The sequence below is a fragment of the Azospirillum cavernae genome, assembly GCF_003590795.1.
Classification (GTDB): Bacteria; Pseudomonadota; Alphaproteobacteria; order Azospirillales; family Azospirillaceae; genus Azospirillum; species Azospirillum cavernae.
In genome coordinates this window covers 598,063-622,500 of sequence record NZ_QYUL01000003.1, presented here as the reverse complement: position 1 = coordinate 622,500, position 24,438 = coordinate 598,063, and the positions used below count along the sequence as shown (strand labels likewise).

The window sequence follows — 24,438 nt, the reverse complement described above, 5'->3', positions numbered from 1 at the left end:
TCGGAAGTGAGAATGCTGACATGAGTAGCGACAAAGAGTGTGAGAAACACTCTCGCCGAAAGTCCAAGGGTTCCTGCGCAAGGTTAATCCACGCAGGGTGAGCCGGCCCCTAAGGCGAGGCCGAAAGGCGTAGTCGATGGGAACCACGTTAATAATCGTGGGCCAGCGGGTGGTGACGGATGGGAAAGCGTGTAGGCTCTTATCGGATTGAGCCTGCTGTGGACCCGTTCCAGGAAATAGCCCCCGCGTTAGACCGTACCCCAAACCGACACAGGTGGACAGGTAGAGTATACCCAGGCGCTTGAGAGAATGGTGTTGAAGGAACTCGGCAAATTGCCCTCGTAACTTCGGAAGAAGAGGGCCCCGTTCATGCGCAAGCGTGGGCGGGGGGCACAGACCAGGGGGTAGCGACTGTTTACTAAAAACACAGGGCTCTGCGAAGCCACACAAGGCGACGTATAGGGTCTGACGCCTGCCCGGTGCCGGAAGGTTAAGAGGAGGGGTGCAAGCTCTGAATTGAAGCCCCGGTAAACGGCGGCCGTAACTATAACGGTCCTAAGGTAGCGAAATTCCTTGTCGGGTAAGTTCCGACCTGCACGAATGGCGTAACGACTTCCCCGCTGTCTCCAACACCAACTCAGCGAAATTGAACTCTCCGTGAAGATGCGGAGTTCCCGCGGTCAGACGGAAAGACCCCGTGCACCTTTACTACAGCTTTGCAGTGGTGCTAGGGATCTCATGTGTAGGATAGGTGGGAGGCTTGGAAACATGGGCGCCAGCTCGTGTGGAGCCAACCTTGAAATACCACCCTTGAGATCTCTGGCATCTAACCGCGCTCCGTCATCCGGGGCCGGGACCCTGCATGGCGGGTAGTTTGACTGGGGCGGTCGCCTCCCAAAGTGTAACGGAGGCGCGCGATGGTGGGCTCAGAGCGGTCGGAAATCGCTCGTCGAGTGCAATGGCATAAGCCCGCCTGACTGCAAGACTGACAAGTCGAGCAGAGACGAAAGTCGGCCATAGTGATCCGGTGGTTCCATGTGGACGGGCCATCGCTCAACGGATAAAAGGTACGCCGGGGATAACAGGCTGATGACTCCCAAGAGTCCATATCGACGGAGTCGTTTGGCACCTCGATGTCGGCTCATCACATCCTGGGGCTGGAGCAGGTCCCAAGGGTTCGGCTGTTCGCCGATTAAAGTGGTACGTGAGCTGGGTTTAGAACGTCGTGAGACAGTTCGGTCCCTATCTGCCGTGGGTGTAGGAGTTTTGCGAGGATCTGTCCCTAGTACGAGAGGACCGGGATGGACATACCTCTGGTGCACCGGTTGTCACGCCAGTGGCATGGCCGGGTAGCTAAGTATGGACGGGATAACCGCTGAAAGCATCTAAGCGGGAAACCCACCTCTAAACAAGAGCTCCCTTGAGAGCCGTGATAGACCATCACGTCGATAGGAGGCGTGTGGAAGGGCAGCAATGCCTGAAGCTAAGCCTTACTAATCGCTCGATCGGCTTGATCTCACACAACGAGACGCGCCGCGCGCAGCGGCAAGCCTGTTCAACGCACAGCCAACGTCAGTCAAAACAATGACTTGACACAATCCGCCGGTTCAGATACAAACATCCTCCGATCACTTGCACACAAAACAGCGCGAAACATTGTTGGTTCGGCTGCCCTCTCTGGAAACAGAAAAAGCAGCAGTTGGTTGTCGGTCTTGTGCCTGAGTGACCTGGTGGTCATGGCGAGGCGCCAAACACCCGATCCCATCCCGAACTCGGCCGTGAAAAGCCTCTGCGCCGATGGTACTGCGTCTTAAGGCGTGGGAGAGTAGGTCGCCGCCAGGTCGCTCAGGCACAAGAGACATCAACACCGTCCAACAAAACACGCGCCTTCATCTCACAACTCCATCTCCACACAGCACGCCACGCACAAAAGACACTCGCGGGGTGGAGCAGCCCGGTAGCTCGTCAGGCTCATAACCTGAAGGCCGCAGGTTCAAATCCTGCCCCCGCAACCACCGATGCTTGCGATCCTTGATCGCAGATAAGCCCAGTCTCCCCACGGAGGCCGGGCTTTTTCGTGTTTGCGGCGAAACTCAACATCGCCGCCAGATCGCCAGCCCTTTGCCTTGCGCCTTGCGCGTTTCCATCGACTCCATCTCCGCCTTCATCGACGGTACATACATGCCGTCCTTGATCGCGCTGATGATCTCCCGAATCTGCTTCTCGATCTTGGGCAGTTCGCGGCGCCATGCGTCCTGGTCGGTCCGCTGCTCAGCGCATTTGGTTCATCTCGCGCATGGCCGAGGCTTTGAGCAATCCGTGACATCACGCGTGATTGCTTCGCGCGGTTGAGAACGCGACCGCGCCTGCGTTTCACCAACATCCTTACGGCGGCGTCACGATCCGACCATCGACGACCTCGATGATGCGGTCGCAGCGGCGCGCAAGATCGTTGTTGTGGGTCACGATCAAAAAGCTGGCGCCGTTGTCGGCGTTGATCTTGCGCATCATGTCGAACACGGTGTCGGCGGATTTGGTGTCGAGATTGCCGGTCGGCTCGTCGGCCAGGATCAGCGGCGGGTTCATGGCGAGCGCGCGCGCGATGGCGACCCGCTGCTGCTGCCCCCCCGACAGGTTGTTGGCCAGATTGTTCTCCCATTTGGCGAGGCCCATCTCCGACAGCAGGGCGTGCGCGCGCTCCCGCATGGCCTCATTGGGGAATTCCCGGTCGGCCAGCATCGGCATCATCACGTTTTCCAGCGCCGTGAAGGCGGACAGCAGATAGTGATGCTGAAACACGAAGCCGATGCTGTGGCCCCGCAGCCGGGTCAGTTCCGCATCGCCATAAGCGCTGGTTTCGCGATTGTCGATGAACAGCTTGCCGGTGGTGGGCCGATCAAGCAGGCCGACGATGTTGAGCAAGGTGCTTTTGCCCGACCCCGAAGGCCCGGTCAACGCCACGAATTCGCGCCGTTGCAGAATCAGATCAATGCCGTGCAGAACCTCGACCGCCGCCGCCGTGTCGGCGTTGTAGGTCTTGGTCACGCCTTCAAGGCGCAAGACGGGAACGGTTTCAGCCACGGATCGCCACCACCGGATCGAGTTTTGCCGCGCGGATCGCCGGAACCGCCGCCGCCACGACGCCGGTGACGGAGGCCAGGGCGACGGCGGCGACGAACAAGGACGGCTCGAGGATCAACGGAAACAGCTCGCTGCCGTCGGCCTGACGCAGGAAACTGTGCAGGAACACCAACGACTGGCGCCCGACCAGGGAGCCGACCAGCGACCCCAAAAACCCAAGCAAGGCGCCCTGCAACAGAAAGATCCGCAGAATTTGGTTCTGCGAGGCGCCCATGGCGCGCAGAATGCCGATGTCCTTGGATCGCTGAATCACCGAGACCACCAGGACGCTGGCGATGCCGAAGGCGACCGAAAGGCCGACGAAGCCACGGATCGCCGTGTTGGATATTTTTTGCGCGTTCACGGCGGTGAAGAACTGAGCGTTGGTCTTGATCCAACTGTCGACCTGCATCCCGACCTCGGCCTGCACCGACGCCGCGATGGTGTCGGCGGCGTAGACGTCCTGAATGGTGATGTCGATCGAGGTGACGCCGCCGACCAGATTCGACAATGCCTGGGCGGTCCTGAGCGCGACGAAGGTTGAACGCTCGTTGGCGCCCTTGTTGCCAAGGTCGAAGATGGCGCTGATGGTGAGCGCGCGCAGGGCGCCGCTGGCGGCGGTCACATTCACCTTGTCGCCCACAGAAACCCCAAGATCCTTGGCCAGTTCGGCGCCGATGATGATGTCTTCGCTGGTGACGCGGGGCTGACCGAGGATGATGTAGTCCGGCAGCTTGACGATGTTGAAATAGACCTCCGGATCAATGCCGGTCAGGGTGATCGAGCGGCTGGCGTCGCCACGAACCGCCAGAGCGGACGCCGTGACCGTCGGCGAGACGTTGGTGATGTCGGCTCGCCGCAGCAATTGCGTTCGGATCATCTGCCATTGGTCGATTGAGCGCAGCCTTTGGGCCGGGCGCTGGACAATTGACGCCACCACGACCCCGGACGGCGCGACGCGCAGCGGGCGGGCGACCTCGTCGGGGGCGATGATCTGGATGTGCGGCTGCGAGGTCAGCACCCGCCGGATGAAATTCGCCTGGAGAGACGACAACAGCCCGGACATGAACACGATGACGCCGACGCCGATCGCCACGCCCGCCAGAATGAACAGGGTCTGCATGCGGCCTTCCTTGAAGAACCGGATTGCGGCGATCCATTCGAACGGTGTCCAACGGTTCATGGTCCCCCATCACCGGATGGGCGCGGACGGATCGGGCCGCCATCGGTCAGGGGGCCTGCCGAGGCGCTCACCACGCGGTCGCCGACCTCCAGCCCGGACAAAATCTCCGCCTTGCCGGAACTGACGAGGCCGACCGAAACCGCCTGACGCCGGGCATGGCCGTCAATGGCTTTCAGCACCCAGGGATGGGCGCTGTTGATGTCCTTGATGTCGGCGGCGGCGACGATCAACGCCTGAGGGCGGCGGGCGACCTCGATGTCGACGGACACCGTCATGTCCTGACTGAGGTAAGCGGGCGGATCGGGAACGTCGAGCTTGACCTCGACGGACGCCCGCTGAAGGTCGACGCCGGGGTTGATGTAGACGATCTTGGCCGGGAACGTCTCCTTGGCGTAGGCGTCTGCGGAGGCGAGCGCCGACAGGCCAAGGGCGATCAGTCTGAGATTCCGTTCGTCAATCTGGACGATGATCTGCGCGTCGCCGCTCGGCGACACCAGCATCAACTGTTTGCCGGGCTGCACGACGTTGCCGACCTCGACGTCCCGCGCGATCAGAATCCCGTCCCTCGGCGTCTTGATCCTGTAGTCGCTCAGTCGGGACCGCGCGACGGCAAGCGTCGCCTGCGCTTGGGAAAGCTGCGACTCGGCAAGAACATAGTCGCTGCCGCCGACGCGATTCGTGAAAACCTGCAATTCCGCGCTGCGGAGCTGGGCGCGCGCCACGCGGAGATTCTTGGTCGCCTCCTCCAGCGCCGCCCGGCTGCCATTGCCGTTCGCCGTCAATGTTTTCTGTCGTTCATAGGCCTGCTGGACGCTCAATAGGGTTGCGGTCGCTTCGACCAGCGACTGCTCGGCCGATGGCAAGGTCAATTCGCGAATCTGGCGGATCCGGGCCTCCGCCTGCGCCACCTGTCCCTCCGCCTGCACGGTCGTCGCGCGGGCTTCGCTGTCGTCGAGCGTGAGCAGCGTGTCACCGGCCTGAACCCGCTGTCCTTCGGCCACCTGAATGCTGGCGACGACGCCGGTGATCTGGCTGCCGATGGTGACGCGGAACGGCGTTTCGACATGCCCGCTGGCGACCAACGTTTGCACGAAGTCGGCCCGCAGCACCGGCGTCACGGCAACCACGGGGCCAAAAACCAACGGCGCCCCGAAAATCCAAGCCAACGCGGCGACGCTGATCGCCGCCAACCCCGCCCAAATCCACGGTGATTTCCGACCTGGGATCATTGCCGGAACATCCTAGGCACTTTGCGCATACCTAACTATACAGGATCATGCGGAGTTTTGATCTCGCTCGTCAATGCTCCGTTCCGCTCGAACGCGCTCAAACTGGCAGCGTCGTTTCGGCGATGTCTTTGAACGCTTCCTCGGTCAGAAACCCGCTCGTAGACATCGATGTTCGCGCCAGGGGGTTGACCGGCTTTCAACGCCGCGATCAGAGCGTCGGTGTCGATCAGGCCACAACGCGCCCGAACCACACGCAGACCAATCCGTTCGGCGGCGACGATGACCGCGTCGGCTCCATGAGCGAGGTTCGCGGTGTCGAGGCTAAGCCGGGCGCGCACGAACGTGATGTCGTGGCTAAGGGCTTTGTTCGCAAGGGTGAAGGACTCTTCGTCGAATTCGTGCGTGCTGAACATGACCGATTTCATTGAGAACCCTTAGTTTTTGAGACACGGCGTCTTGGCCATTGGACGCGGCCATTGGGCGCAGCGACGGATTTCGGAACGACGCTAACGCGCGGTCAAGCGTCGGGGCAGCGTCGGGAAACACCCATCCCATGGTTCGCCCCGCCGTGACGGGACCGCTCAAATCCAAATCCGCAGACGCGGCGCAGGGGGCGACTTTTCGCCTCAGGTGAATGATATTGATTTTCATTAGCGATTGATCGTTGACTCGCGCCGAGACGCCGACCCGTCCGGGCTGGCGGTTGCCAGGAGCATCATCATGTTTGCGAATCGTCCGTTGGCCGTCCGCTGCGCTGCGGCCCTTGCCGTGCTGTTGGCTGCGGGCGCCGTGTCTCCCGCCGTCGCGTCCGCCGCCGACCTGCCGACCAAGGAAAAGCTGGGCGAGGCGTTGTTTTTTGACGTCGATCTGTCGGCCAACCGCAGCCAGTCTTGCGCCAACTGCCACAGCCCGCTCAACGGCTTTGCTGACCCGCGCACCGACGGGGCGGGTGGGGCGGTGTCGGTTGGCGACAACGGTCATTCGGTCGGCGACCGCAACGCGCCGACGGCGAGCTACGCGGCGTTCACCCCGGTCTTCCACATCAGGGCCGACGGCAAGGCGGTTGGGGGCCAGTTTCTCGACGGGCGGGCGGCGACGCTGAAGGAGCAGGCGGGCGGACCGCCGCTCAATCCGGCGGAGATGGGGTTGTCCTCCAAGGAGCAGGCGCGGGCGCGGCTGGCCGAGAATCCCGACTACGCGCGGGCTTTCGTGGCGCTCTATGGGGCGGGCGCGCTGGACAACGCCGACCGCGCCTATGACGCGATGACGGACAGCTTGGCCGCTTTCGAGAAAACCGCCGTCTTCGCGCCCTTCGATTCCAAATACGACCGCTCGCTGCGGGGTGAGTACAAGATGACGCCGGAGGAGGATTTGGGCATGACCCTGTTCTTTTCCACCCAGTTCACCAATTGCAACCAGTGCCACAAGCTGAAGGCGATGCCGGCGGCGCCGGGTGAGACCTTCACCAATTACGAACATCACAACATCGGCGTGCCGCCAAACCCGGCCCTTCGCGCCGCCACCGGCAAACCCGGATTTGTCGATCACGGCTTGCGCGACAACCCCGCCGCCGCCAAACCCATCCATGACGGGTTGTTCAAGACGCCAACCCTGCGCAACGTCGCCGTGACCGGCCCCTACATGCACAACGGCGTGTTCAAGGATTTGGAAACCGTCATCCGTTTCTACGATCACTTCAACAACCGGACGGCGGCGGCGGCGATCAACCCGGAAACCGGCCAGCCCTGGGGGGCGCCGGAGGTCGCGGCCAATCGGTCGATGAAGGAACTTGAATCGGCTCCCGCCCTGGACACGCGCCGCGTCAAGGCGCTGGTCGCTTTTCTCAAGACGCTGACAGACGCGCGCTATGAGCCGCTGCTGAAAGAGCGCTTTCCCGCAACTCCATGACGTCCGTGACGAAGATGGCCCCGCCTTCTGGTTCAGAAAGCGGGGCCATCGCGTCATCGGTTCCTCAATCGCCGATCTGCGCTCAGGCGAGCGCCAAACGGTCCAGCGCGGTGACGCGGCGCAGCGGGTTGTCGGCGGTCAGACGGTCAACGCCCTTCAGCGCCACCCAGGTGAAGATCGGCTCGCACAGAACCAGCGGCAGGTAGGAGGCGGCGAACAGCGCCCAATCGGCCAGCGGCGTCGCCTCTTCGCCCAGGAACAGCCAGAAGCCGACCATGGCGACCACGCCGGAATAATAAGCGGCGTCGAAGGCCATGATGCGTCGCCAGGTGACGGTGGCCTTGGCCGCGCCCTCGGCGAAGAAACGCTTGCCCACCGTTTCGTGGACGGCGACCAGCGGCACGATCAGCGACAGGCTGTTGACGCCCAGATGCAGCAGATCCTGCGGCTCGAACAGCGCGCCTTGCAGCAGCAGGCCGATGGCGAAGCCGAACAAAGTGGGCAGGAAGCCGAAGGTGAAATAGACGGCCGACGCGCCGATGAAATGCAGCTCCGACGGGCCGACCGGCAGATGGAAGATTTCCATGAAGACGGAGAAGAACAGCGCCGCGAAGGCGGTTTTGACCAGTTCCACCGGCTGGCGGACCAGCGCCGGGCTGTAGGCGGCCAGCGTGGCGAGCGCGGCGCCGTTGGCGGCGGTGACTTTGACGGCGTCGAGGATGCCGGGTTCGATGTGCATGTGCGGATGTCCTGAGCGATGAAAACGGAAATGCGGGCGGTTGCCGTCCAGACGCGCCGGACGGATTCAAGGCTCAGCCCGATGGATAAAACGTCATCGCCACCTCCCGGCCGTCCCACCGACGGCCTGCTGGGGTTGTTGGAACGGTGGCAGGTCTCCTGGCTTGCGGCGTTGCGCGTCGGGTCGCCTTCCCGGCTGGTTGGCCAGTGGCGTCGTGACCCGGCGCTTGCCGTTTACAGTTGCGGGGGCAGCCCCGGATTTGGCCCTGACGGGCCGCACCGGATTCCCTTTTCACGCGGCCATTCTTGGAACGCCACGCACCACCGAGACGCAGCGTAGCCCGGCGGTCTTTCCCGTTCCAAGTCTTTTTCCCGGCGCCGCCGGTGTTTGGCGATGGCCCACCCCTGCGTGAAAATGTCGCTCGTGTCGGGCGTGGCGCTTGGGGTAGTGTGTCGCGTTGCGTGTGACGCGCAACTTTTGGCGCAGCGATGGATCGGCATGATCGGGAACCGGGACAAGACGCGACGGACGCGACGGGGCAGCCTTTTGGCTGGCGCGGTCGCGTTGCTGTTGCAGATCGTCGCCTGGGCCTGGATGCCCGCCATGGCCGCGCCGACCAACGATTCTGGAAGCAACCGGATCGTTATTTGCACGCCCGACGGCTTCAAAACCGTGCTGCTCGATGATCGTGGCGCGCCGGTCGATCCTGATGGCGGTCAAACCGAAAGTGGTCAAACCGACGCGGCGATGTCCGGCGGCTCTTGCCCGCTCTGCCCGTTGATTGGCGGTTTGGCAATGCCGCCGCCCGTCACGCTGGTCATGCCCATCGACGCCGTGCGTCATGGGCCGGAAGCCTTGCCCGGCGACCGCATCGCCGCCGGTTGGTTCCTCTCCACCCTTCAGGCGCGCGCTCCCCCCTCCCTCGGCTGATCCCGTTCGCGACCGCGTTGGAGCAATCCCTCCGCGCGGTCTTGCCCCGTGATTGCCCGTGTGGAGTCTCCCCATGCCCGGAATCCATCCGATTCCTGCGGCTTCGGCCTTGTCCGACGCCGATCCGCTGTTTGACGCTCTTCTCACCCCAAACGACAGCGGCACCCGCCATGGCCGCGTGATTTTCGCGGCGGTTCTGGTCGCCTACGCCGCGATCACCCTGACCGCCTGGCTGTGGCTGGGGGCGTGGCCGATGGCGGCCTATGGGCTGTTGGTCGCCGCCTTCGTCGGCTGGTCGCTAATCGGCGATTCCCGCCGCCGTCGGATGAGCGAGCGAATCCGCGTCTGGCCCGACCGCACGCGGGTGGAGCAGACCGACAGCGCCGGTCGGCGCTCGGTCAGCGATTGGCAAACCAGTTGGCTGCGCGTCGCGGTCGAGGCGGACGGCTCCGCCGGTCCCCGGCTGACGCTGGGCAGCCATGGCCGCCGGATCAGCGTCGGCGGTTTTCTGACCGCCGACGAGCGGCTGGAGTTGGCCACCGCGCTGAAAGCGGAACTGGCGAAGGCGTCCAACCGACTGAACGGCGTTTGGACGCCTACTCCGGTCGCGCCCGTGGCCCACGCCGCCGCCCTGCCAGCGTCCGAGCGCTGAGCGTTCCCGCGCGTTCGCTTTTCATCATTCCATTGTTTCCAAAGGATTGTCCGACGTGACTCGTCTTTCGACGCGCCTGCGCGCCTCCTGGCTCGCCATCCCCGGTTTGCTGCTGTCGTCGGCGGCCCCCGCTTTTGCCCAACAGGTCGCCGCCCAAACCGGCGATTCCCGCGCGGCCTCGCCCATCTTTCAGTTGGAGGCCGTGACGGTCACGGCGACGCGCACCGCCAACAGCGGTTTTGACGTTCCGGCCTCGGTCTCCACCGTGGGGCGGGAGCAGTTGGACGACGCCCAGGCGAACACGCTGTCCACCGTGCTGCGCACCCTGCCCAACGTGAATTTCGGCGGCGGGCCGCGCCCGGCCTCGCAAAGCCCGGCGATTCGCGGCCTGCTCGGCCCGCGCGTGATCCTGTCGGTCGATGGCGCGCGCCGCAACAACGACGGCGGGGTGAACACGCCGCTGCTGCTCGATCCCGATTTCATCAAGCAGGTGGACGTCGTGCGCGGCCCGGTGTCGGCGGCCTATGGCAGCGGCGGCCTGGGCGGCGTCATGGCCTTTGAAACCATCGGGGTGGAGGATGTCCTCGCCCCCGGCAAGACGGTCGGCGGACGGATCAAGGCGGGTTACCGCAGCGCCAACGGCGAAGCCTCCACCAACCTGACCGGCGCGGCGCGGACGCAGGGCGTCGATCTGTTGGCCAGCGTGACCTACCGCGATTACAACACCATTCACACTGGGGCGGGCCACACCGGCACGGGCGGTTCCGGCTCGACCCTGCCGAACGACGGCCAGTTGAAAAGCGCGCTGGTCAAAAGCACGATCACGCCGAACGAACAGAACAGGTTCCAACTCGGCTACCAGAAATTCGCCGACGATCTGACCGGGCCGAACAACCCCGGCGGCAACACGCTGTTCCCCTTCTCGCAAAAGCTCAAGCGGCGGCAGGAGCAGTACAACGCCGCCTGGGCCTTCCAGGACGCCGACAAGCGCCTGTTGGACGGCAAGCTGTCGGCCTATTACACCAAGTTTAAGCTCGACAGCGAAAGCCGCGTGGTTCCGGCGCTGGATCCGACCTCGGCGATGACGGCGACCTTCGGGGCCAGCCTTCAGAACAGCACGTCGTTTGAAACGGCGTCCTGGATGAAGCACCGCGTCACCTACGGGCTGGATTTTTACCGCGACACCGCCAAGAACCAATCGGCGGGCAGCCCGAACAGCGTGTTGCCCGACGGCGCGTTGCAGGCGTTCGGCGGCTTTATCCAGGATGAAATCCGCATCCTGAACGACTGGACGCTGACCGGCGCGCTGCGCCAGGACAGCTACCGCCTGTCGCCGTCCGGCCAAGCGTCGTCCAGCAACGACCGTCTGTCGCCGAAGATCGCCCTGAAGTATCAGCCCTGGAGCTTCCTGGGCGTTTACGCCAGCTATGGCGAGGCGTTCCGCGCGCCGACCCTGACCGAGATGTTCGGCAATCTGAACACCACCCGCGCGCTGTTCAACTTCCGGCCCAACCCGTCGCTGAAGCCGGAAACCAGCAAGACCAAGGAAGCGGGCCTGACGCTGGCCTTCGACGATCTGCTCGCCAAGGGCGACAGCCTGCGCGCCAAGGCGACCATCTTCACCGAGGACGTCAAGGATCTCATCAGCCAGCAGACCATTGGAACCTACCGCCGCGTCGCCCCCTTCTCCGGCACTGGGCTGATCTTCCAACAGCGCAACGTCGCCAACGCCGAACGCTGGGGCGGGGAGGCGGAAATCGCCTACACGCTGGATGATCTGACGCTGGGGCTGGCCTATTCGCGGCTGCGGGCGAAGGATTCCGCCACCGGGGCCAACCTCTACGCCCCGCCGGACAAGGCGTCGTTGGGCGTGCAGTACCGGCTGGGCGACAATTGGACCCTGCGCTATGTCGGGCAGGCCGCCGCCGCCCAGCATTATGATTCGACCGCGCTGCGCCGCCGCGACGCCTATGTGACCCACGACGTCGGCGTCGCCTATGACCGCGACTGGTATCGCGTCGATCTGGGCGTCACCAACCTGTTCGACAAGGCTTACGTCACCTACCAGCAATCGCAGGCCGACACCTACAGCTACGAGGAAGGGCGCAGCGTGAACATGACCTTCACCGCCCGCTTCTGACCGTCCGCTTTTGACTGTTGACCGAATCCGCTTCTCAGGAGGACCGCATGCGCCTGTTTTCCACCCTCGTTACGCTGGCTGCCGCCGCTGGATTGGCGGGCTGCGCCAGCACGGCGCCGGAGGTGGCGACCCAGCCGGTCGCCATCAACTTCGCCCTGACCGCCAACGGCAAGGCGGCCCGTTGCGGCGTTCCGCTGGGGCCGTTGGGCGTCGGCAAGACGGCGGCGATTCTGCGCGACGCCCGTTTCTACGTGCAGGACGTCGCCCTGATCGACGCGGCGGGCAAGCCGGTTCCGCTGACCCTGACCGTCAACGACTGGCAGACGGCCAACGTCGCCCTGCTGGATTTTGAGGATGGCAGCGGCGGTTGCGTCGGCGGGACCAAGGCGACCAACGTCACGGTGACGGGCGCGGTTCCGGCGGGAACCGCCTACGCCGGGCTGTCCTTCACCGTCGGCGTGCCGCCCGCCCTCAACCACAGCAGCACGGAAAAGGCCCCGCCGCCGCTGGACATCGCGGCGCTGGGCTGGAGCTGGCAGGCCGGGCGCAAGTTTGTGAAGGTGGAGGTCGATCCGGCGGGCGGCGTCGCCAAGCCGGACGGCGGCAAAGCGCCAAGCTGGTACGTGCATCTCGGCTCCACCGGCTGTTCGGGCAACCCGGCGACCGGCGAAAACGTCGTCTGCACCCGGTCCAACCGCGTGCCGGTGACGCTTGCCGCCTTTGACCCGCGCGCCCAAGCGGTGGCGCTGGATCTGTCGTCGCTGTTCCAGGGCAGCGCCCTGAACAAGGACCAGGGCGGGGCGGTCGGCTGCATGAGCGGCCCGACCGACGCCGATTGCGGGCCGATCTTCGCCCGGCTGGGCCTGTCGCTCAGCGACGGCAAGCCGGTGGAGTCCGGTCGTTCTCCCGCCTTCGCCCTGGTGGCGAAGCCGTGAGCGGGCGGGCGTCGGCTGTGTCCGGGGTGCGTCTTCGGGCCATGATCGTCGGCCTGTCCGCGTTGGTTTCCGCGTTGGTTTTGGCGCCCCCGTCGGTTCTGGCCGACGGGTGGGCGTGGGGTTTGCCGTCCCACGTCCCCGAACCGCGCGTTCCCGCCGACAACCCGATGTCGGAGACCAAGGTCGAGCTTGGCCGACGCCTGTTCTACGACGCCCGTTTGTCGGGCAACGGCACGATCACCTGCGCGTCGTGCCATCTCCAATCCCGCGCCTTCACCGACGGGCGGTCGCGGTCGCCGGGGTCCACCGGCGGCCTGACCCACCGCAGCGCGCAACCTTTGGCGAACAGCGCCTGGAACGCCACCTACACTTGGGCGAATCCGGCGCTGGTGTCGCTGGAGCGGCAAATGGAGGTGCCGCTGTTCGGCGACGATCCGGTGGAAATGGGCGTCACCGACGCCAACCGGCCTGTCATTTTGGAACGGTTGCGCGCGGAACCGCTCTACCCGCCGCTGTTCCGCGCGGCGTTCCCGGACGAGGCCGAGCCGCTGACCATGGCGACCGTCATCAAGGCCATCGCCGCCTTTCAGCGCGGCATTGTGTCGGTGGACAGCCGCTATGACCGCTATCTTCAAGGCAAAACCAGTCTGACCGAGCCGGAAACGCGCGGCATGGCGCTGTTTTTCGGCGAACGGGCGGAATGCCACCATTGCCACGGCAGCTTCAATTTCAACGATCAGGTCGTCCACGCCGGCAGCCGCGAGGTGGAGACGCCGTTCCACAACACCGGCCTTTACAACATCGACGGCGCGGGCGGCTTTCCCTTTCCCAACCGGGGCCTGTTCGAGTTCACCGCCAACCTCGCCGACATGGGAGCGTTCCGCGCGCCCAGCCTGCGCAACGTCGCCGTCACCGCGCCTTACATGCATGATGGCGGCGTCGCCACCCTGGCCGAGGTGATCGACCTCTATTCCGACGGCGGGCGGCGGGTGACGACCGGACCGCACAAGGGCGACGGGCGGCTGAACCCGCACAAGAGCGGCTTGATCGCCCGCATCGGCCTGACGCCGACGGAAAAGCGCGATCTGTTGGCCTTCCTTGGCGCGTTGACCGACGACGGCTTGTTGACCAACCCGCGCTGGTCCAACCCATGGGCGGCGGCGCGGTGAGGGCAGCAAATCATGCGGGCGCGTGCAAGACGCAGAAAATAGTCGCGCAATAGAATGAATCATTTTGGACTCTCGAAGCATTGTATGATACAAACTCGCTCACATCAGCGAAAAATCAAAGTAATATCCTAGAATATTTCCGGGATTTACTTTTGTGCGCGCGATGTGTTTTCAGAAAATCATCCCAATCAGGAGCATCTCATGAGCATCAAGATTGCGAAGAAGCAGGTCATGACCATCGCTGGCCGCGCCGGTGTCTGCTGTGGTTCGTGCTGCGCCCCGGTCGGCGTGAACTGAGTCGGCGGCCGTCCCCGCGCCTGCGGGCGTGGGGACGGCTTCCCAGGGTGGAAAGGGCGCGGCCATGCGCATCGGGTTCAATTTTACGCTGGGGGACACCGCGCCCCTGGTGCGGCGGCTGTTGGCGGCGGGCCGGATCGACTATGTGGAATTGCTGATCGACAATTTTCTGGCGGTTCCGCCCGACGATCTGGCCGACGAGTTGGCCGGGCATTTCACGGTCCCGGTCGGCTTCCACATCATGTTTTCCAAATTCATCGAGACTGACGAGGCGGCGCTGGACAGCCTGGCCCGGCGTTTGCGCGGCTTGATCGACCGGCTGAAACCGCTCTACGTCTCCGACCATGTGGCGCGCTTCACCCATGACGGGCGGCAGCTCTACCATCTGGCCGAAATTGATTACGCCAGCGATTACGACCGGGTGCGCCGCCGGGTGGATGGGTGGCAGGACCGTTTGGGCCAGCGGCTGTTTCTGGAAAATTACCCGTCGATCATGGATGGCGGTCACGACGCTCCGGCTTTTTACGAGCGGCTGGTCCGCGACACCGGCTGCGGCGTGCTGTTCGACGCGTCCAACGCGGTTTGCGCCCATCTGAATTGCGGCGTTCCGTTGGAAGCGTGGGAGGGCGTGATCGCGGCGACCCCACATTTCCACACCGCCGGTTACAATTTGTCGATCCTGCAACCGCATCTGGTGCTCGACACCCACGACCGCGCGCTGTCGGAGGCGACGATGGCGTTTCTGGAACGCTGCCGCGACCGCTTCGACAAGCCCGGCGCCACCATGACCTACGAGCGCGACGACAATTTCGACGAGGACGACATCGTCGCCGATCTCGACCGGCTGCGCGCCGTTTTCGCCCCCCGGATACAGGACAGGGACCATGGCCGCATCGCTTGCCTTGCCCAGAATTGACGCCGACCTGCTCGACGCGCTGACCGTTCCGGCGCGCCAGGGCGATTACCCGCGCGACTCCCGCGCCTTTGTCCGAATCGACACCAGCCTGCGCATCTATTGGCACACGCTGTTCGACATCTGCCCCGGCCTGCTCGACCTGTCGGGGCCGGACGGGTTGGCGATCTTCCGCCCCTTTATGGCCTGGGCGGCGGCGGAAAAGCTCTCCCTGAACTGGACCTATTATCTGTGGGTAGACGTCTGGCTGGCCCAATCGGCCTTTCGCGACCGGGTGACGCCGGAACTGCGCCTGTCGCTGATGGGGGCGTCGGCGGCGCGCTGGGCCACCGGCGACCGATCGGAAGCGGGCGGAATCGCGCTGGGCTGCGCCGGTCTGCCCGATCTGGTCTGCGGCTGGAAAACCCGCTCGATCCTGAGCGGGCGGCGGATTGAGCAATTCACGTTGGAGGAGCCGTTGCCGCCGCCCGATGGGCCGTTCGGCTTTTTCACCATCGCGGGGGATGATCTGCCCGACGGTTTCCCCGGCTGGACTCCGATTCCCCGATGATTTTTTCACCGGCCAACGGGCCATGACGGCGGGCGGCGACGCGTCCGGCCAGCGGGTGGACCGCGCGTTTTGGCGCGGCTTTCCGGCGCTGCTGCTGGCCTTCGCGGTGGCGCAGCTCATGCAGCAGATCGACGTCGGCATGCTGGCGCGGATCGATCCGCAGGCCCCCGCCGCTTATGTGCTGTTGCTGCGGATCGCCGTCGCCGATCTGGTGGCGATGATGGCCTTCGGCGCGGTGGCGTCCGTCACCGTCGCTCAAGCGACGCGCGACGGCGATCCGGGGCCGACGATCCGCCGGGCGTTGGGGCTGGCCGCGCTGCTTGGCGCGGGGCTGGGCGGGCTTGGCCTTGTCCTTTATGGACCGGCGGCGCGGGCCATCGTTGGAACCGACGGCCCCGCCGCGCTGGTTGCCGCCGCCGTTCCCTGGTTCGCCGCCGCCGCTCCGCTCCGTCTGGTCAACGCCTGCGCCGCCTTCGCCCTGCACGCGACCGGGGCCGGGGGCGTGGTCGTGCGCTGGAAGCTGGGCGAGTTGGCCGGAAAGGCCGCGCTCAACGGCCTGTTCCTGTTTGTGCTGGACGGCGGGTTTGTCGGTTGCTTCGTTGCTGGGCTGCTTTTGAACCTGTTGTCGGTCGGCTGGGTGCTGCGGTATTTGCGCCAGACGGCGGGGGGTGGCCTCGGTTGGCCGGGGCGCCGTTGGGCGCTGGATCTTGTGCGCAAGACCGCTTGGGAGGCGCAGCGCGTGGCCTCCGGGCAAATTCTGGCGCTGGTGACGGTCACTTTGTTCGCCTCGCCGCTGATCGGGGCGGCGGAGTCCGGGCGATTCAACGCCTTCGCCGCCGGGTCGGTGCTGGCGATGCTGGTCTTCGCGCCCTTCGTCGCCTTTCTGCGTTTTCTGGCGATGCGGTTCGCTGGGCGCTCCGCCTCGGACGTCGCCGCGCTGGCGGGCGTTCTGTGGCGGCGCGGCGCGCCGGTGGCGCTGGCGCTGGCCGCCGCGTTGATCCTAAGCGGCGACTGGCTTGGCGCGGCGCTGTACGGGCAATCGGGGCCGTGGTGGTCGGGGTTGGTCACGGCGGTGGCGGTGTCGCTGCCGATCCGGCTGGCCGCGAACATCCTGCGCGCGGCGTCGCAAGCCAGCGGCGCGTTCGCCGAAGTCGCCCGCATCGACGCCCTGCTGGGCTGGGCCGTCGGCGGGCCGTTGATCCTGCTTGGCCTGCATTGGAACCAGCCCGCCGTCGCCTACGCCCATCTGGTCGCGCCGGAGGCGCTGGCCCTGCTGTGGCTGTGGCGGCGTTGGGCCGCCGTCAACCGGCAAGGCTGGCCGCTGCGGCGGGTTGATCGAGCGGCGCGGTAATAAAAGGCGCCGCCGGACAGCCGCGCCGTGTTCGGCGACAGGACCAGCACGAAGAAGCGGGTCTCTGTGACGTTGCGCAGGAAGTCGCCGTCTTCGGCCTTCTGATCCTCGTTGTCTTTTCAAGAAGGCTCCCCACTTTTCCAGGGCAACCCCAGTTTCAGATTTAGCGCGCGGCGCTCTAAAAGAAATCCACGTCGCCCACATCGTCGGCTTGAGCCGTTGGTCCAGCGTCGCCGTCGGCGAACAGATCGTGGATGATCCGTTCGCTGGCCATGGTGTATTTGCCCTCCAGCATCCGCAACACATCCTCCCGCACGCTGTCCACCGAGGCGTGGTGCGGGGCGATGGCGATGATCGTGGACAGGCGTTCGGCAAGATCGGTCCCGAAGGCGTCCAACCTCTGTTCCAGGGTCAGGCTTTGGGCGGTTTTCGTCAGCAACGTCGCCGCTTTGCCGCAACGGGCGGTCAAGCCGGTCAGCGCGCGCTTTTGCTCGCCTTCCAACCCGCCCAGGGCGGCCATTGAATCGGCCATGCAGGCGGTCAGTTCGGCGGCGGATTCATGATCGCGCGCGGAATGGTCATTGAGGCTTGACGCTTGCGCCGTGGCCCCGCCGATGGCCTCGGCGATGGCGCGCGACGCCTCTTCGGTGCGGCGGCTGCACGCGCGCAGCTCTTGCGCGACCACCCCCAGCGCCTTGCCAGCCTCGCCCAAACGGGCGCATTTGAAGGTGGTGTTCAGGCCCATGATGCGCATGTCGGCGTCGATGGAGTTGATCGCCGTCACCCCGCGCTTCATGGCGGCGAAGCCATCGGACACCAGGATGATCTGCTCGCGGATGCGCTCGTCGGCTTGGCGGTAGCTGTTCAGCAGTTGGGTGGCGCGGTCCACGTCCGCCGCCACCGCGCCGACGAAGGAGCGGTCGCCGCCCTCGTTCAGGAACAGCCGCCGGGCGTCGGTCGCGATGGCCTCGGCGTCCCGCGCCAAGGCCTGAAGATTGCCGCGCAGCCCCTGGATTTGCGCGGTGAAATCATGGGTGGTGCGGGCGTATTGCTGGGCCTGGAGGTCGCACACGGCGGCGAGCAGGGCGGCTTTGCGCTCCTCGCTCAACGCCGCCAGCCAATCCATGTCCGTGGCGGCGCCTGCCCTCGGTTCCAGCATGGCGGCCAGCAGATCCAGCGCGTGGCCGATGTGCTCCAGGCGTTGGCGGGTCAGGTCGCCCGCTTGCAAACCCATGATGCATTGGGCGGTGCGCGCGCTGATCTCGGAAACGCGGGCGGAAAATTTGCGGGTGGAATCGCGGGCGGTCGCCCGGCGCGCCGACAATTCTTGCAGGCTGGCTTTCAGCCGCGCGCCGATGGCGTCGAGATCCCGCGCGTTGTCGGCGTGGAACTGGTTGGCCGTCTGATGCGCCGTGGCGATGGCGGCGCGCAGCGCCGTCAACCGATCCGATGCCTGCTGCGTGGTGCTGTTGGCCAAACCGTGCAGCCGGTCGATTTCCTGGTTGAACACGCTGAAATCGACGCTGGTCGTCCGGATTTGCGCCGCCTGCACCTTCGCGTTGGTGGCCAGCGCGGTGATTTCGCCGATGATCCGGCTGAGCGTCGCCAGCAAATGTTCCAACCCGACGCTGCTCTGATCCAGGTCGCTCAGAAACCCAAGCATCCGCTGCGCGTTGGCCGCGAGTTCCAGCGTGTCGTGACGTGCCCGCGTCAGGGCCGTCACCGCGTTGACGCCGTCGGCGTTTTCAAGCAGCGCGGACAGACAGCGGAAATCCTCGGCAACCCCGTCCATCACCGTCAAGGCCTCGCCCAAGGCGCCGCCAACCGCCGTGAAGCTTCCCTCGATCGGCGCGGCGGCGTCCGCCAATCCGGCGGCCAGCGCGCGCAGCGCGGCGGCGGTTCCCGCCGGAATCTGCGACGCTTGCGCCCATTGATCGGACCATTGACGGACGTCCATCGCTCAACCCTCTGCCTGATGTCTGTTAGGCCACATGCGCGCGGCCGCCGTATCGGAGGATTTCCCGCGCGATGGCGGACAGGGCGACGATCTTTTCGGCGGCGCCCCGGTTGATCGCCTCTTTCGGCATGCCGAAGACGACGCAACTGTCCTCGTCCTGGGCGATGGTGAAGGCCCCGGCGTTGCGCATCTCCAACAGGCCGTTGGCGCCGTCGTCGCCCATGCCGGTCATGATGATGCCCACCGCGTTCGCGCCCGCGCAGTGGGCGGCGGAGCGAAACAGAACATCGACCGAGGGGCGATGGCGCGACACCAGCGGTCCATCCTTCACCGTCACGAAATACCGGGCGCCGCTGCGCTGCAACAGGGTGTGGCGGTTGCCGGGCGCGATGAGCACCTGACCGCGCAGCACGGTGTCGCCGTCCTTGGCCTCGCGCACCGCCACCTCGCACAGGCTGTCGAGCCGCCGGGCGAAGGCGGCGGTGAAGCTTTCCGGCATGTGCTGCACGATGACGATGCCGGGGCTGTCGGCGGGAAGCTGTTCCAGCACCTCGCGCAGCGCCTCGGTTCCGCCGGTGGACGCGCCGACGCAGATGATTTTTTCGGTGGTCTTGGCCATGGCGTGGCCGCTCGGGGCCGGCATCATGACGTCGGCGTTCAGCTTTGGCTCGGGGCGCAGGGTGCGCGCTGGGGCCGCCGCCTTGCGTTCGGTCGCTCGGGGCCGCGCCCGCGCCGCCGCCTTCACGGTGTCGCAGATCAACACCTGCGCCTCCAGCAGCATTTGGCGGGTGTCCACGCGGGGTTTGACGATGATGTCCACCGCCCCGGCCTCCAGCGCCTGCATCAGCGTTTCCGATCCTTCCTCCACCAGCGAGGAGCACATCACCACCGGGATCGGGTGCTGGCTCATCAGCTTGCGCAGAAAGGTGATGCCGTCCATGCGCGGCATTTCGACGTCCAACGTGATGACGTCGGGGGCCTCCTCGGCGATGCGGCGGACGGCGGCGAAGGGGTCGGCGGCGCTGCCCATCACCTCGATCTCGGGGTCGGAGGACAGGATGGCGGACAGGGTTTGCCGCACCGTCGCCGAATCGTCGATGATGAGAACGCGGATTTTTCCGGAACCCCGAGTTTGGCCCATGATTCAGCTCCGCACGAAAATGGCCGAGGCGACTTGGGTCAGCGGCAAATCCATGTTGGCGATGGTTTCGCTGTGACCGACGAACAGAAAACCGCCGGGCCGCAGATGGCGGCACAGCCGATGCAGAACCGCCTTCTGCGTTGGTTTGTCGAAATAGATCAGGATGTTGCGGAAAAAGATCACATCCATGTCGGTCGCCACCGGATAGTCCGCGTCCATCAAATTGAGATGGCCGAAACGAACGGATTGGCGGATCTGCGGGACCAACCGGATGGTCGGGTCCTCCCGGTCGCGCGACCGGCGGACGTAGCGGGACGCGATGGCTTTGGGAATCATCCCGGCCATGTCGGCGGGATAGATCCCCAGCTTGGCCGTCGCCAACACTTCGGTGCAGATGTCGGTGGCGATGATGTCGAAACGGAAGGAAGACTGCGCGCGGGCGTGTTCGTGCAGCAGCATCGCCAGCGTGTAGGGTTCGGCCCCGGTGGAGCACGCGGCGCTCCAGCATTTCAGCGGACGGTCTTTGCCGGGGTGGTGCGGCAGACGCGACAGCGCGTCCAACCCGCGCTCGTTCAAAAAGCGGAAATGCTCGATTTCCCGGAAGAAGTCCGTCTTGTTGGTGGTGACGGCGTCGATCAGGTTGACCAGTTCGCTGTCCAACGCCCCTTCATCCAGCACATAGCGGCAATAATCATGCATGCTGGCCAGCTTCAACGCCCGCACCCGCCGACGCAGGCGGCCTTCGACCATCGTGCGTTTGGTCGGCGGCATGCGGATGCCGCAATGATCCTGAATGATCGCGCCCAAGCGGGAGAAATCATGCGGGCTGAGGCTGTCGTTGATGACGCGGGGAGCGGTGTCGTTCATGCCGCCTCGCAGGGCTGTTCCAAGAGGGCGGCCTCGTCGCTGGAAAACAGGCGGGCCACGTCGAAGACGATGACGAAAGCGCCGTTGGCGCGGCCAATCGCCTGGATGTAATCCGAACGCCAACGCCCGCCGACGCGGGGCGGCGCTTCCAGCGCGTGGTCGGCCAGGGCCGTCACCTCGATCACCCGGTCGGCGATCACCCCCATGGTCAGCGGCGTTCCGTCAATCGGCACGTCCAGAACCAAAATGCGCGTGTGTTCCGTCACGGGAATCGCTGGCAGCCCCAGCTTGACCCGCAAATCGATGGTGGGAACCCCCTGACCGCGCACGTCGATCATGCCGACCATGAAGGCGGGCGCGTGCGGCAGGCGGGCGATTGGCTGCATGTCCAGAATCTCGCGGACGTTGCCGACCTCGACGGCGAAGATTTCACGGTCGATGCCGATGGTGACGTACTGCGCCGGATCGCGTGGGGCCGTTGTGTTGGTCATGAAGCACCATCGAGGTCTGGGTGGTGAGGTCAAAGTGGCGAGGCCGGTTTGGTGGAGAGCGCGGGGGGCCGCTGGTCCAGCCCCCGCGCCCGGTCAATCGGTCAAAGGGTCAGAACTCGGTGTAGCGGGCGTCGAGGTCATCCGCCCCTTTTCCTCCTTCCAAGTTGATCTTTGGGCCATGCCCCTTGCCGTTCAGCTTGGAGGTTTTGGCCGAACCGTTGAGCTTCACCGGCGACAGTTTGGGTTTGGCGACGGCCACAGGGCGTTTCACCGGCGCCGGCGCCATGCGGGCCATTGCGGGCGCGCGGCGCGGAGCCGAGGCGGCGGCGGCCTCGACGGGCGCGCGGCGTTCGTCCGCTTGGTCGATTTCGAAATAGGAGATGGTGTCTTGCAGTTGCGCGGCCATCGAGGACAGCTCTTCCGAGGTCGCCGCCATTTCCTCCGACGCGCTGGAATTCTGCTGAGTCACCTTGTCCAACTGCTGGATCGCCTGGTTGATCTGTTCGGCGCCGATGTCCTGTTCGCGGCAGGCGGCGCTGATTTCCTCGACCAGTTCGGCGGTCTTGCGGATGTCGGGCACCAGACGGGCCAGCATGTGGCCAGCCTCTTGCGCGATCTTCGTGGATTCCGTGGACAGCGCGCTGATTTCCGCCGCCGCGCCCTGGCTGCGTTCGGCCAGCTTGCGCACCTCCGACGCCACCACGGCGAAGCCCTTGCCATGCTCCCCGGCGCGGGCCGCTTCGACGGCGGCGTTCAGGGCCAGCAGGTCGGTCTGGCGGGCGATTTCCTGCACGATGCTGATCTTTTCGGCGATGGTCTGCATCGCCTGCACGGTGCGGCTGACCGCCTCGCCCGACGCCTGGGCGTCCTTGGCCGATTGGCGGGCGATCTTTTCGGTTTGCGTGGCGTTTTCGGCGTTTTGCTTGATGTTGGCGGCCATCTCCTCCATCGAGGCCGAGGCCTCCTCCGCCGCCGAGGCCTGTTCGGTGGCGCCCTGCGACAGCTCTTCGGAGCTGGCCGACAGCTCTTGGCTGCCCGCCGCGACGTTGTCGGCGGCGCTGGAGGCGTCGGCCACCACGGTGCGCAGCTTCTCCAGCATGGTTTCCAGCGCGATGCCCAGCGCGTCCCGGTCGGACAGGCGTTGCGCCTCGACCGTCAGGTTGCCTTGGGCAATCTGGTTGGCGACGGCGGCGGTGGCCCGCAGATTGGCGGTCATGCTGTTCAGCGCGGTGATGAGATCGCGGATTTCGTCGTCCGTCGTCACATCCACCCGTTGATCCAAATCGCCCAGCGCCACCGCGTTGGCCAGTTCCACCGCCTTGGTCAGACCGCGCGCGACGGAGATGGCGATGTAAGCGCCCGAGCCAACGGCGAGGAGGATGGAGGCGACCACCGCCGCGATCATCAAGGCGCGCAACGTGGCGTAGGTCTGGTCGGCCTTCAGCTTGTCGTCGGCCATGCCCTTTTCGGCCTGCGCGACCATCTCGTCGGCGGCGGCCGCCAGCTTGGTGGCGGCGGCGCGCACCTCACCGATGGACAGGGTGAGCGCCTTGACTTCCGTGTTTTGCCGCGACAACGCCGCCGTTTCATCGCGCTGCTTGGCATAAACGCTGTAGCGGTCGAGAAAGACCGTGAAGGCGCGCGCATCCTCGTCCGTCGTCAATTGGCCCCGGATGGCGTCTTGAAGAGCGCGGGTTTTCTCCAGAACGGGAGGGAGCGTTTGCAACATGCGCTCGGTTCCGGCATCGTCGCTGACAAGCAGAGAATTGCGGACGATCACCTGCTCTTGGCCCATGGTGGTGGTCATCTGGCGGATCAACTGCGCGATTCGGAGCTGTTGCACCGTGACCTCGCCACCAGCCTCAACCCGATCCAGCAAGGGCCGCAGGGCATCTGTGGCTGATCGATAGGATTCGGAGGACGCGCCATTGGCGAGGTCGGCGGCCTTGCTGTTGGAATGGATGCGGCCCACGGTCCGCACCTTGTCCTGAGCGGTCGTGAACTCGGAGGTCATCGCTTCGACCTGAGCCAGCTTCTTCAGCCCGTCCGCGTCGGAGATCCGACGGAACTGCTCATAGAGTCCCTTCAACTCCTCGCGTCGGGTCAGCATCGCCTTGTCAAAGCGGTCGATGTCGGCGTCCTCGCTGGACAGCAGGAAGTTCTTTTCTTCGCGCTGGATCAGGAACACCTGTTTTGGGATCTGACGGACAACGCTGACGCGCTGGGCCGATTGGTTGACCAACTCGTTGATTTTGTCGTTCAACTCGCCCAGCCCGTTGACGGCCAGCCCGGCGGTGATGGCCGACAACAGGATCACGGCGCTGAAGGCGACGATGATTTTGCTTTTGATGGTGATGCGCATGGTGGTTCCTCGCTGGGCGAGCCGCGTGTGGGCTGTTCCGGTCAATGGACCGAGAAAATCCGGACGATGTCGGGGATGACGATGAAATCCTGGCCGCGCTTGCCGATTCCCTTGATGAAGTCGGGGCGCCAGCGCATGCCGATGTCGGGCGTGTCTTCGATGGAGGCGCCGCCGATGGTCGTCACCTCGTACACTTTGTCGGCCAGCAGCCCGACCACCGTCGGCTCGTCGTCCAACAGGATTTCGACGACGACGATCCGGGTGTCGATGGTCGGGGGCGTGCGCTCCATCTCGAACTTGATGCGCAAATCGGCCAGCGGCACCACCTTGCCCCGGACGTTGATGAGACGGTCCACGAAGGGGTGCGCGCCCGGCACGTCGGTTTGCGGGATCATGTCGAGGATCTCGTGCACGCAATTGGCGTCGATGGCGAACACCTCGCCACCCAGGTTGAGCGTCAGCGCTTCGAAAGACGGGTTGTCGTTTGCGGCCATGCTTGTGCTC

21 protein-coding genes, 1 tRNA gene, 2 rRNA genes and 1 riboswitch (1 of these 25 only partly in view) are annotated in these 24,438 nt (G+C 65.1%); of the genes, 13 read left to right on the top strand and 11 right to left on the bottom strand.

The annotated features are described in order from the left end of the window. The 3 genes from D3877_RS22560 to D3877_RS22550 all read left to right on the top strand — a co-directional run. Nucleotides 1–1,518: ribosomal RNA gene (locus D3877_RS22560) — 23S ribosomal RNA — on the top strand (it extends 1,226 nt beyond the left edge of the window). Nucleotides 1,519–1,726: 208 nt separating this feature from the next. Continuing rightward, nucleotides 1,727–1,842 (top strand): 5S ribosomal RNA (gene rrf, locus D3877_RS22555). Nucleotides 1,843–1,938: 96 nt separating this feature from the next. Then, nucleotides 1,939–2,015, top strand: a tRNA-Met gene (locus tag D3877_RS22550). A gap of 370 nt (nucleotides 2,016–2,385) precedes the next feature. Here the strand turns inward: D3877_RS22550 and D3877_RS22545 are convergent. From D3877_RS22545 to D3877_RS22530, 4 genes are read right to left on the bottom strand one after another with little or no spacing between them, the layout of a single operon-like run. After that, a complete protein-coding gene (locus tag D3877_RS22545; RefSeq protein WP_199720894.1) occupies nucleotides 2,386–3,081 on the bottom strand; it encodes an ABC transporter ATP-binding protein in 696 nt (231 codons plus the stop codon). Next, on the bottom strand, nucleotides 3,074–4,243 hold the full coding sequence (locus D3877_RS22540; protein WP_211100295.1) for an ABC transporter permease: 1,170 nt from the start codon (nucleotides 4,241–4,243) through the stop codon (nucleotides 3,074–3,076). The genes D3877_RS22545 and D3877_RS22540 overlap by 8 nt, the downstream gene beginning before the upstream one ends. A 56-nt stretch (nucleotides 4,244–4,299) precedes the next feature. Next, nucleotides 4,300–5,532, bottom strand: a complete 1,233-nt coding sequence (locus D3877_RS22535) for an efflux RND transporter periplasmic adaptor subunit (protein ID WP_119832999.1) — start codon at nucleotides 5,530–5,532, stop codon at nucleotides 4,300–4,302. 35 nt (nucleotides 5,533–5,567) lie between these two features. Then, nucleotides 5,568–5,945 carry a hypothetical protein gene (locus D3877_RS22530; RefSeq protein WP_147395257.1) on the bottom strand — a complete coding sequence of 126 codons (378 nt, stop codon included), beginning with the start codon at nucleotides 5,943–5,945 and terminating at the stop codon, nucleotides 5,568–5,570. Between the two features lie 307 nt (nucleotides 5,946–6,252). On the opposite strand from D3877_RS22530, the gene D3877_RS22525 reads away from it, so the two are divergent. Then, nucleotides 6,253–7,440, top strand: coding sequence for a cytochrome-c peroxidase (locus D3877_RS22525; protein ID WP_119832997.1), 1,188 nt, complete (start codon nucleotides 6,253–6,255; stop codon nucleotides 7,438–7,440). Nucleotides 7,441–7,522: 82 nt separating this feature from the next. Here the strand turns inward: D3877_RS22525 and D3877_RS22520 are convergent, their stop codons facing one another. Further along, nucleotides 7,523–8,179, bottom strand: a complete 657-nt coding sequence (locus D3877_RS22520; protein WP_119832996.1) for an energy-coupling factor ABC transporter permease — start codon at nucleotides 8,177–8,179, stop codon at nucleotides 7,523–7,525. A gap of 131 nt (nucleotides 8,180–8,310) precedes the next feature. Continuing rightward, nucleotides 8,311–8,519: riboswitch (cobalamin riboswitch) on the bottom strand. 158 nt (nucleotides 8,520–8,677) lie between these two features. Between D3877_RS22520 and D3877_RS22515 the strand changes: the two genes are divergently transcribed. From D3877_RS22515 to mbnM, 9 genes are all read left to right on the top strand, one after another. Beyond that, nucleotides 8,678–9,109, top strand: a complete 432-nt coding sequence (locus tag D3877_RS22515; RefSeq protein WP_119832995.1) for a DUF2946 domain-containing protein — start codon at nucleotides 8,678–8,680, stop codon at nucleotides 9,107–9,109. A 73-nt stretch (nucleotides 9,110–9,182) separates the two neighbouring features. Next, on the top strand, nucleotides 9,183–9,761 hold the full coding sequence (locus tag D3877_RS22510) for a DUF2244 domain-containing protein (protein ID WP_119832994.1): 579 nt from the start codon (nucleotides 9,183–9,185) through the stop codon (nucleotides 9,759–9,761). A 55-nt stretch (nucleotides 9,762–9,816) separates the two neighbouring features. Next, nucleotides 9,817–11,901, top strand: a complete 2,085-nt coding sequence (locus D3877_RS22505; protein WP_238475031.1) for a TonB-dependent hemoglobin/transferrin/lactoferrin family receptor — start codon at nucleotides 9,817–9,819, stop codon at nucleotides 11,899–11,901. 47 nt (nucleotides 11,902–11,948) lie between these two features. Beyond that, nucleotides 11,949–12,836: an MbnP family copper-binding protein gene (locus D3877_RS22500; protein WP_119832992.1), complete on the top strand. Its 888-nt coding sequence runs from the start codon at nucleotides 11,949–11,951 to the stop codon at nucleotides 12,834–12,836. After that, the gene (locus tag D3877_RS22495; protein ID WP_238475030.1) at nucleotides 12,833–14,005 is read left to right on the top strand and encodes a methanobactin export MATE transporter MbnM; all 1,173 of its coding nucleotides are present in this window, start codon (nucleotides 12,833–12,835) and stop codon (nucleotides 14,003–14,005) included. Before D3877_RS22500 ends, D3877_RS22495 begins: the two co-directional genes overlap by 4 nt. Before the next feature lie 201 nt (nucleotides 14,006–14,206). Further along, nucleotides 14,207–14,302 carry a methanobactin gene (gene mbnA / locus D3877_RS22490; RefSeq protein WP_119832990.1) on the top strand — a complete coding sequence of 32 codons (96 nt, stop codon included), beginning with the start codon at nucleotides 14,207–14,209 and terminating at the stop codon, nucleotides 14,300–14,302. Nucleotides 14,303–14,366: 64 nt separating this feature from the next. After that, on the top strand, nucleotides 14,367–15,218 hold the full coding sequence (mbnB, locus tag D3877_RS22485) for a methanobactin biosynthesis protein MbnB (protein WP_119832989.1): 852 nt from the start codon (nucleotides 14,367–14,369) through the stop codon (nucleotides 15,216–15,218). After that, nucleotides 15,187–15,765: a methanobactin biosynthesis protein MbnC gene (gene mbnC, locus D3877_RS22480; protein WP_119832988.1), complete on the top strand. Its 579-nt coding sequence runs from the start codon at nucleotides 15,187–15,189 to the stop codon at nucleotides 15,763–15,765. The genes mbnB and mbnC overlap by 32 nt, the downstream gene beginning before the upstream one ends. 22 nt (nucleotides 15,766–15,787) lie before the next feature. Beyond that, nucleotides 15,788–17,116, top strand: coding sequence for a multi antimicrobial extrusion protein MatE (mbnM, locus tag D3877_RS22475; protein ID WP_119832987.1), 1,329 nt, complete (start codon nucleotides 15,788–15,790; stop codon nucleotides 17,114–17,116). 178 nt (nucleotides 17,117–17,294) lie between these two features. On the opposite strand, the gene D3877_RS22470 is transcribed toward mbnM, so the two are convergent. The 6 genes from D3877_RS22470 to D3877_RS22445 form a co-directional block, all read right to left on the bottom strand. Then, nucleotides 17,295–19,073 (bottom strand): hypothetical protein, encoded by a 1,779-nt coding sequence (locus D3877_RS22470; RefSeq protein ID WP_119832986.1) that lies wholly within the window; start codon nucleotides 19,071–19,073, stop codon nucleotides 17,295–17,297. A 25-nt stretch (nucleotides 19,074–19,098) separates the two neighbouring features. Next, nucleotides 19,099–20,214: a protein-glutamate methylesterase/protein-glutamine glutaminase gene (locus D3877_RS22465; protein WP_119832985.1), complete on the bottom strand. Its 1,116-nt coding sequence runs from the start codon at nucleotides 20,212–20,214 to the stop codon at nucleotides 19,099–19,101. 3 nt (nucleotides 20,215–20,217) lie between these two features. Beyond that, entirely contained in the window at nucleotides 20,218–21,081 is an 864-nt protein-coding gene (locus D3877_RS22460; protein WP_119832984.1) for a CheR family methyltransferase, read from the bottom strand. After that, on the bottom strand, nucleotides 21,078–21,572 hold the full coding sequence (locus D3877_RS22455) for a chemotaxis protein CheW (protein ID WP_119832983.1): 495 nt from the start codon (nucleotides 21,570–21,572) through the stop codon (nucleotides 21,078–21,080). The genes D3877_RS22460 and D3877_RS22455 overlap by 4 nt, the downstream gene beginning before the upstream one ends. 109 nt (nucleotides 21,573–21,681) lie before the next feature. Next, the gene (locus D3877_RS22450) at nucleotides 21,682–23,934 is read right to left on the bottom strand and encodes a HAMP domain-containing methyl-accepting chemotaxis protein (RefSeq protein ID WP_119832982.1); all 2,253 of its coding nucleotides are present in this window, start codon (nucleotides 23,932–23,934) and stop codon (nucleotides 21,682–21,684) included. A gap of 41 nt (nucleotides 23,935–23,975) precedes the next feature. After that, nucleotides 23,976–24,428 carry a chemotaxis protein CheW gene (locus tag D3877_RS22445; RefSeq protein WP_119832981.1) on the bottom strand — a complete coding sequence of 151 codons (453 nt, stop codon included), beginning with the start codon at nucleotides 24,426–24,428 and terminating at the stop codon, nucleotides 23,976–23,978. Nucleotides 24,429–24,438: the final 10 nt, after the last annotated feature.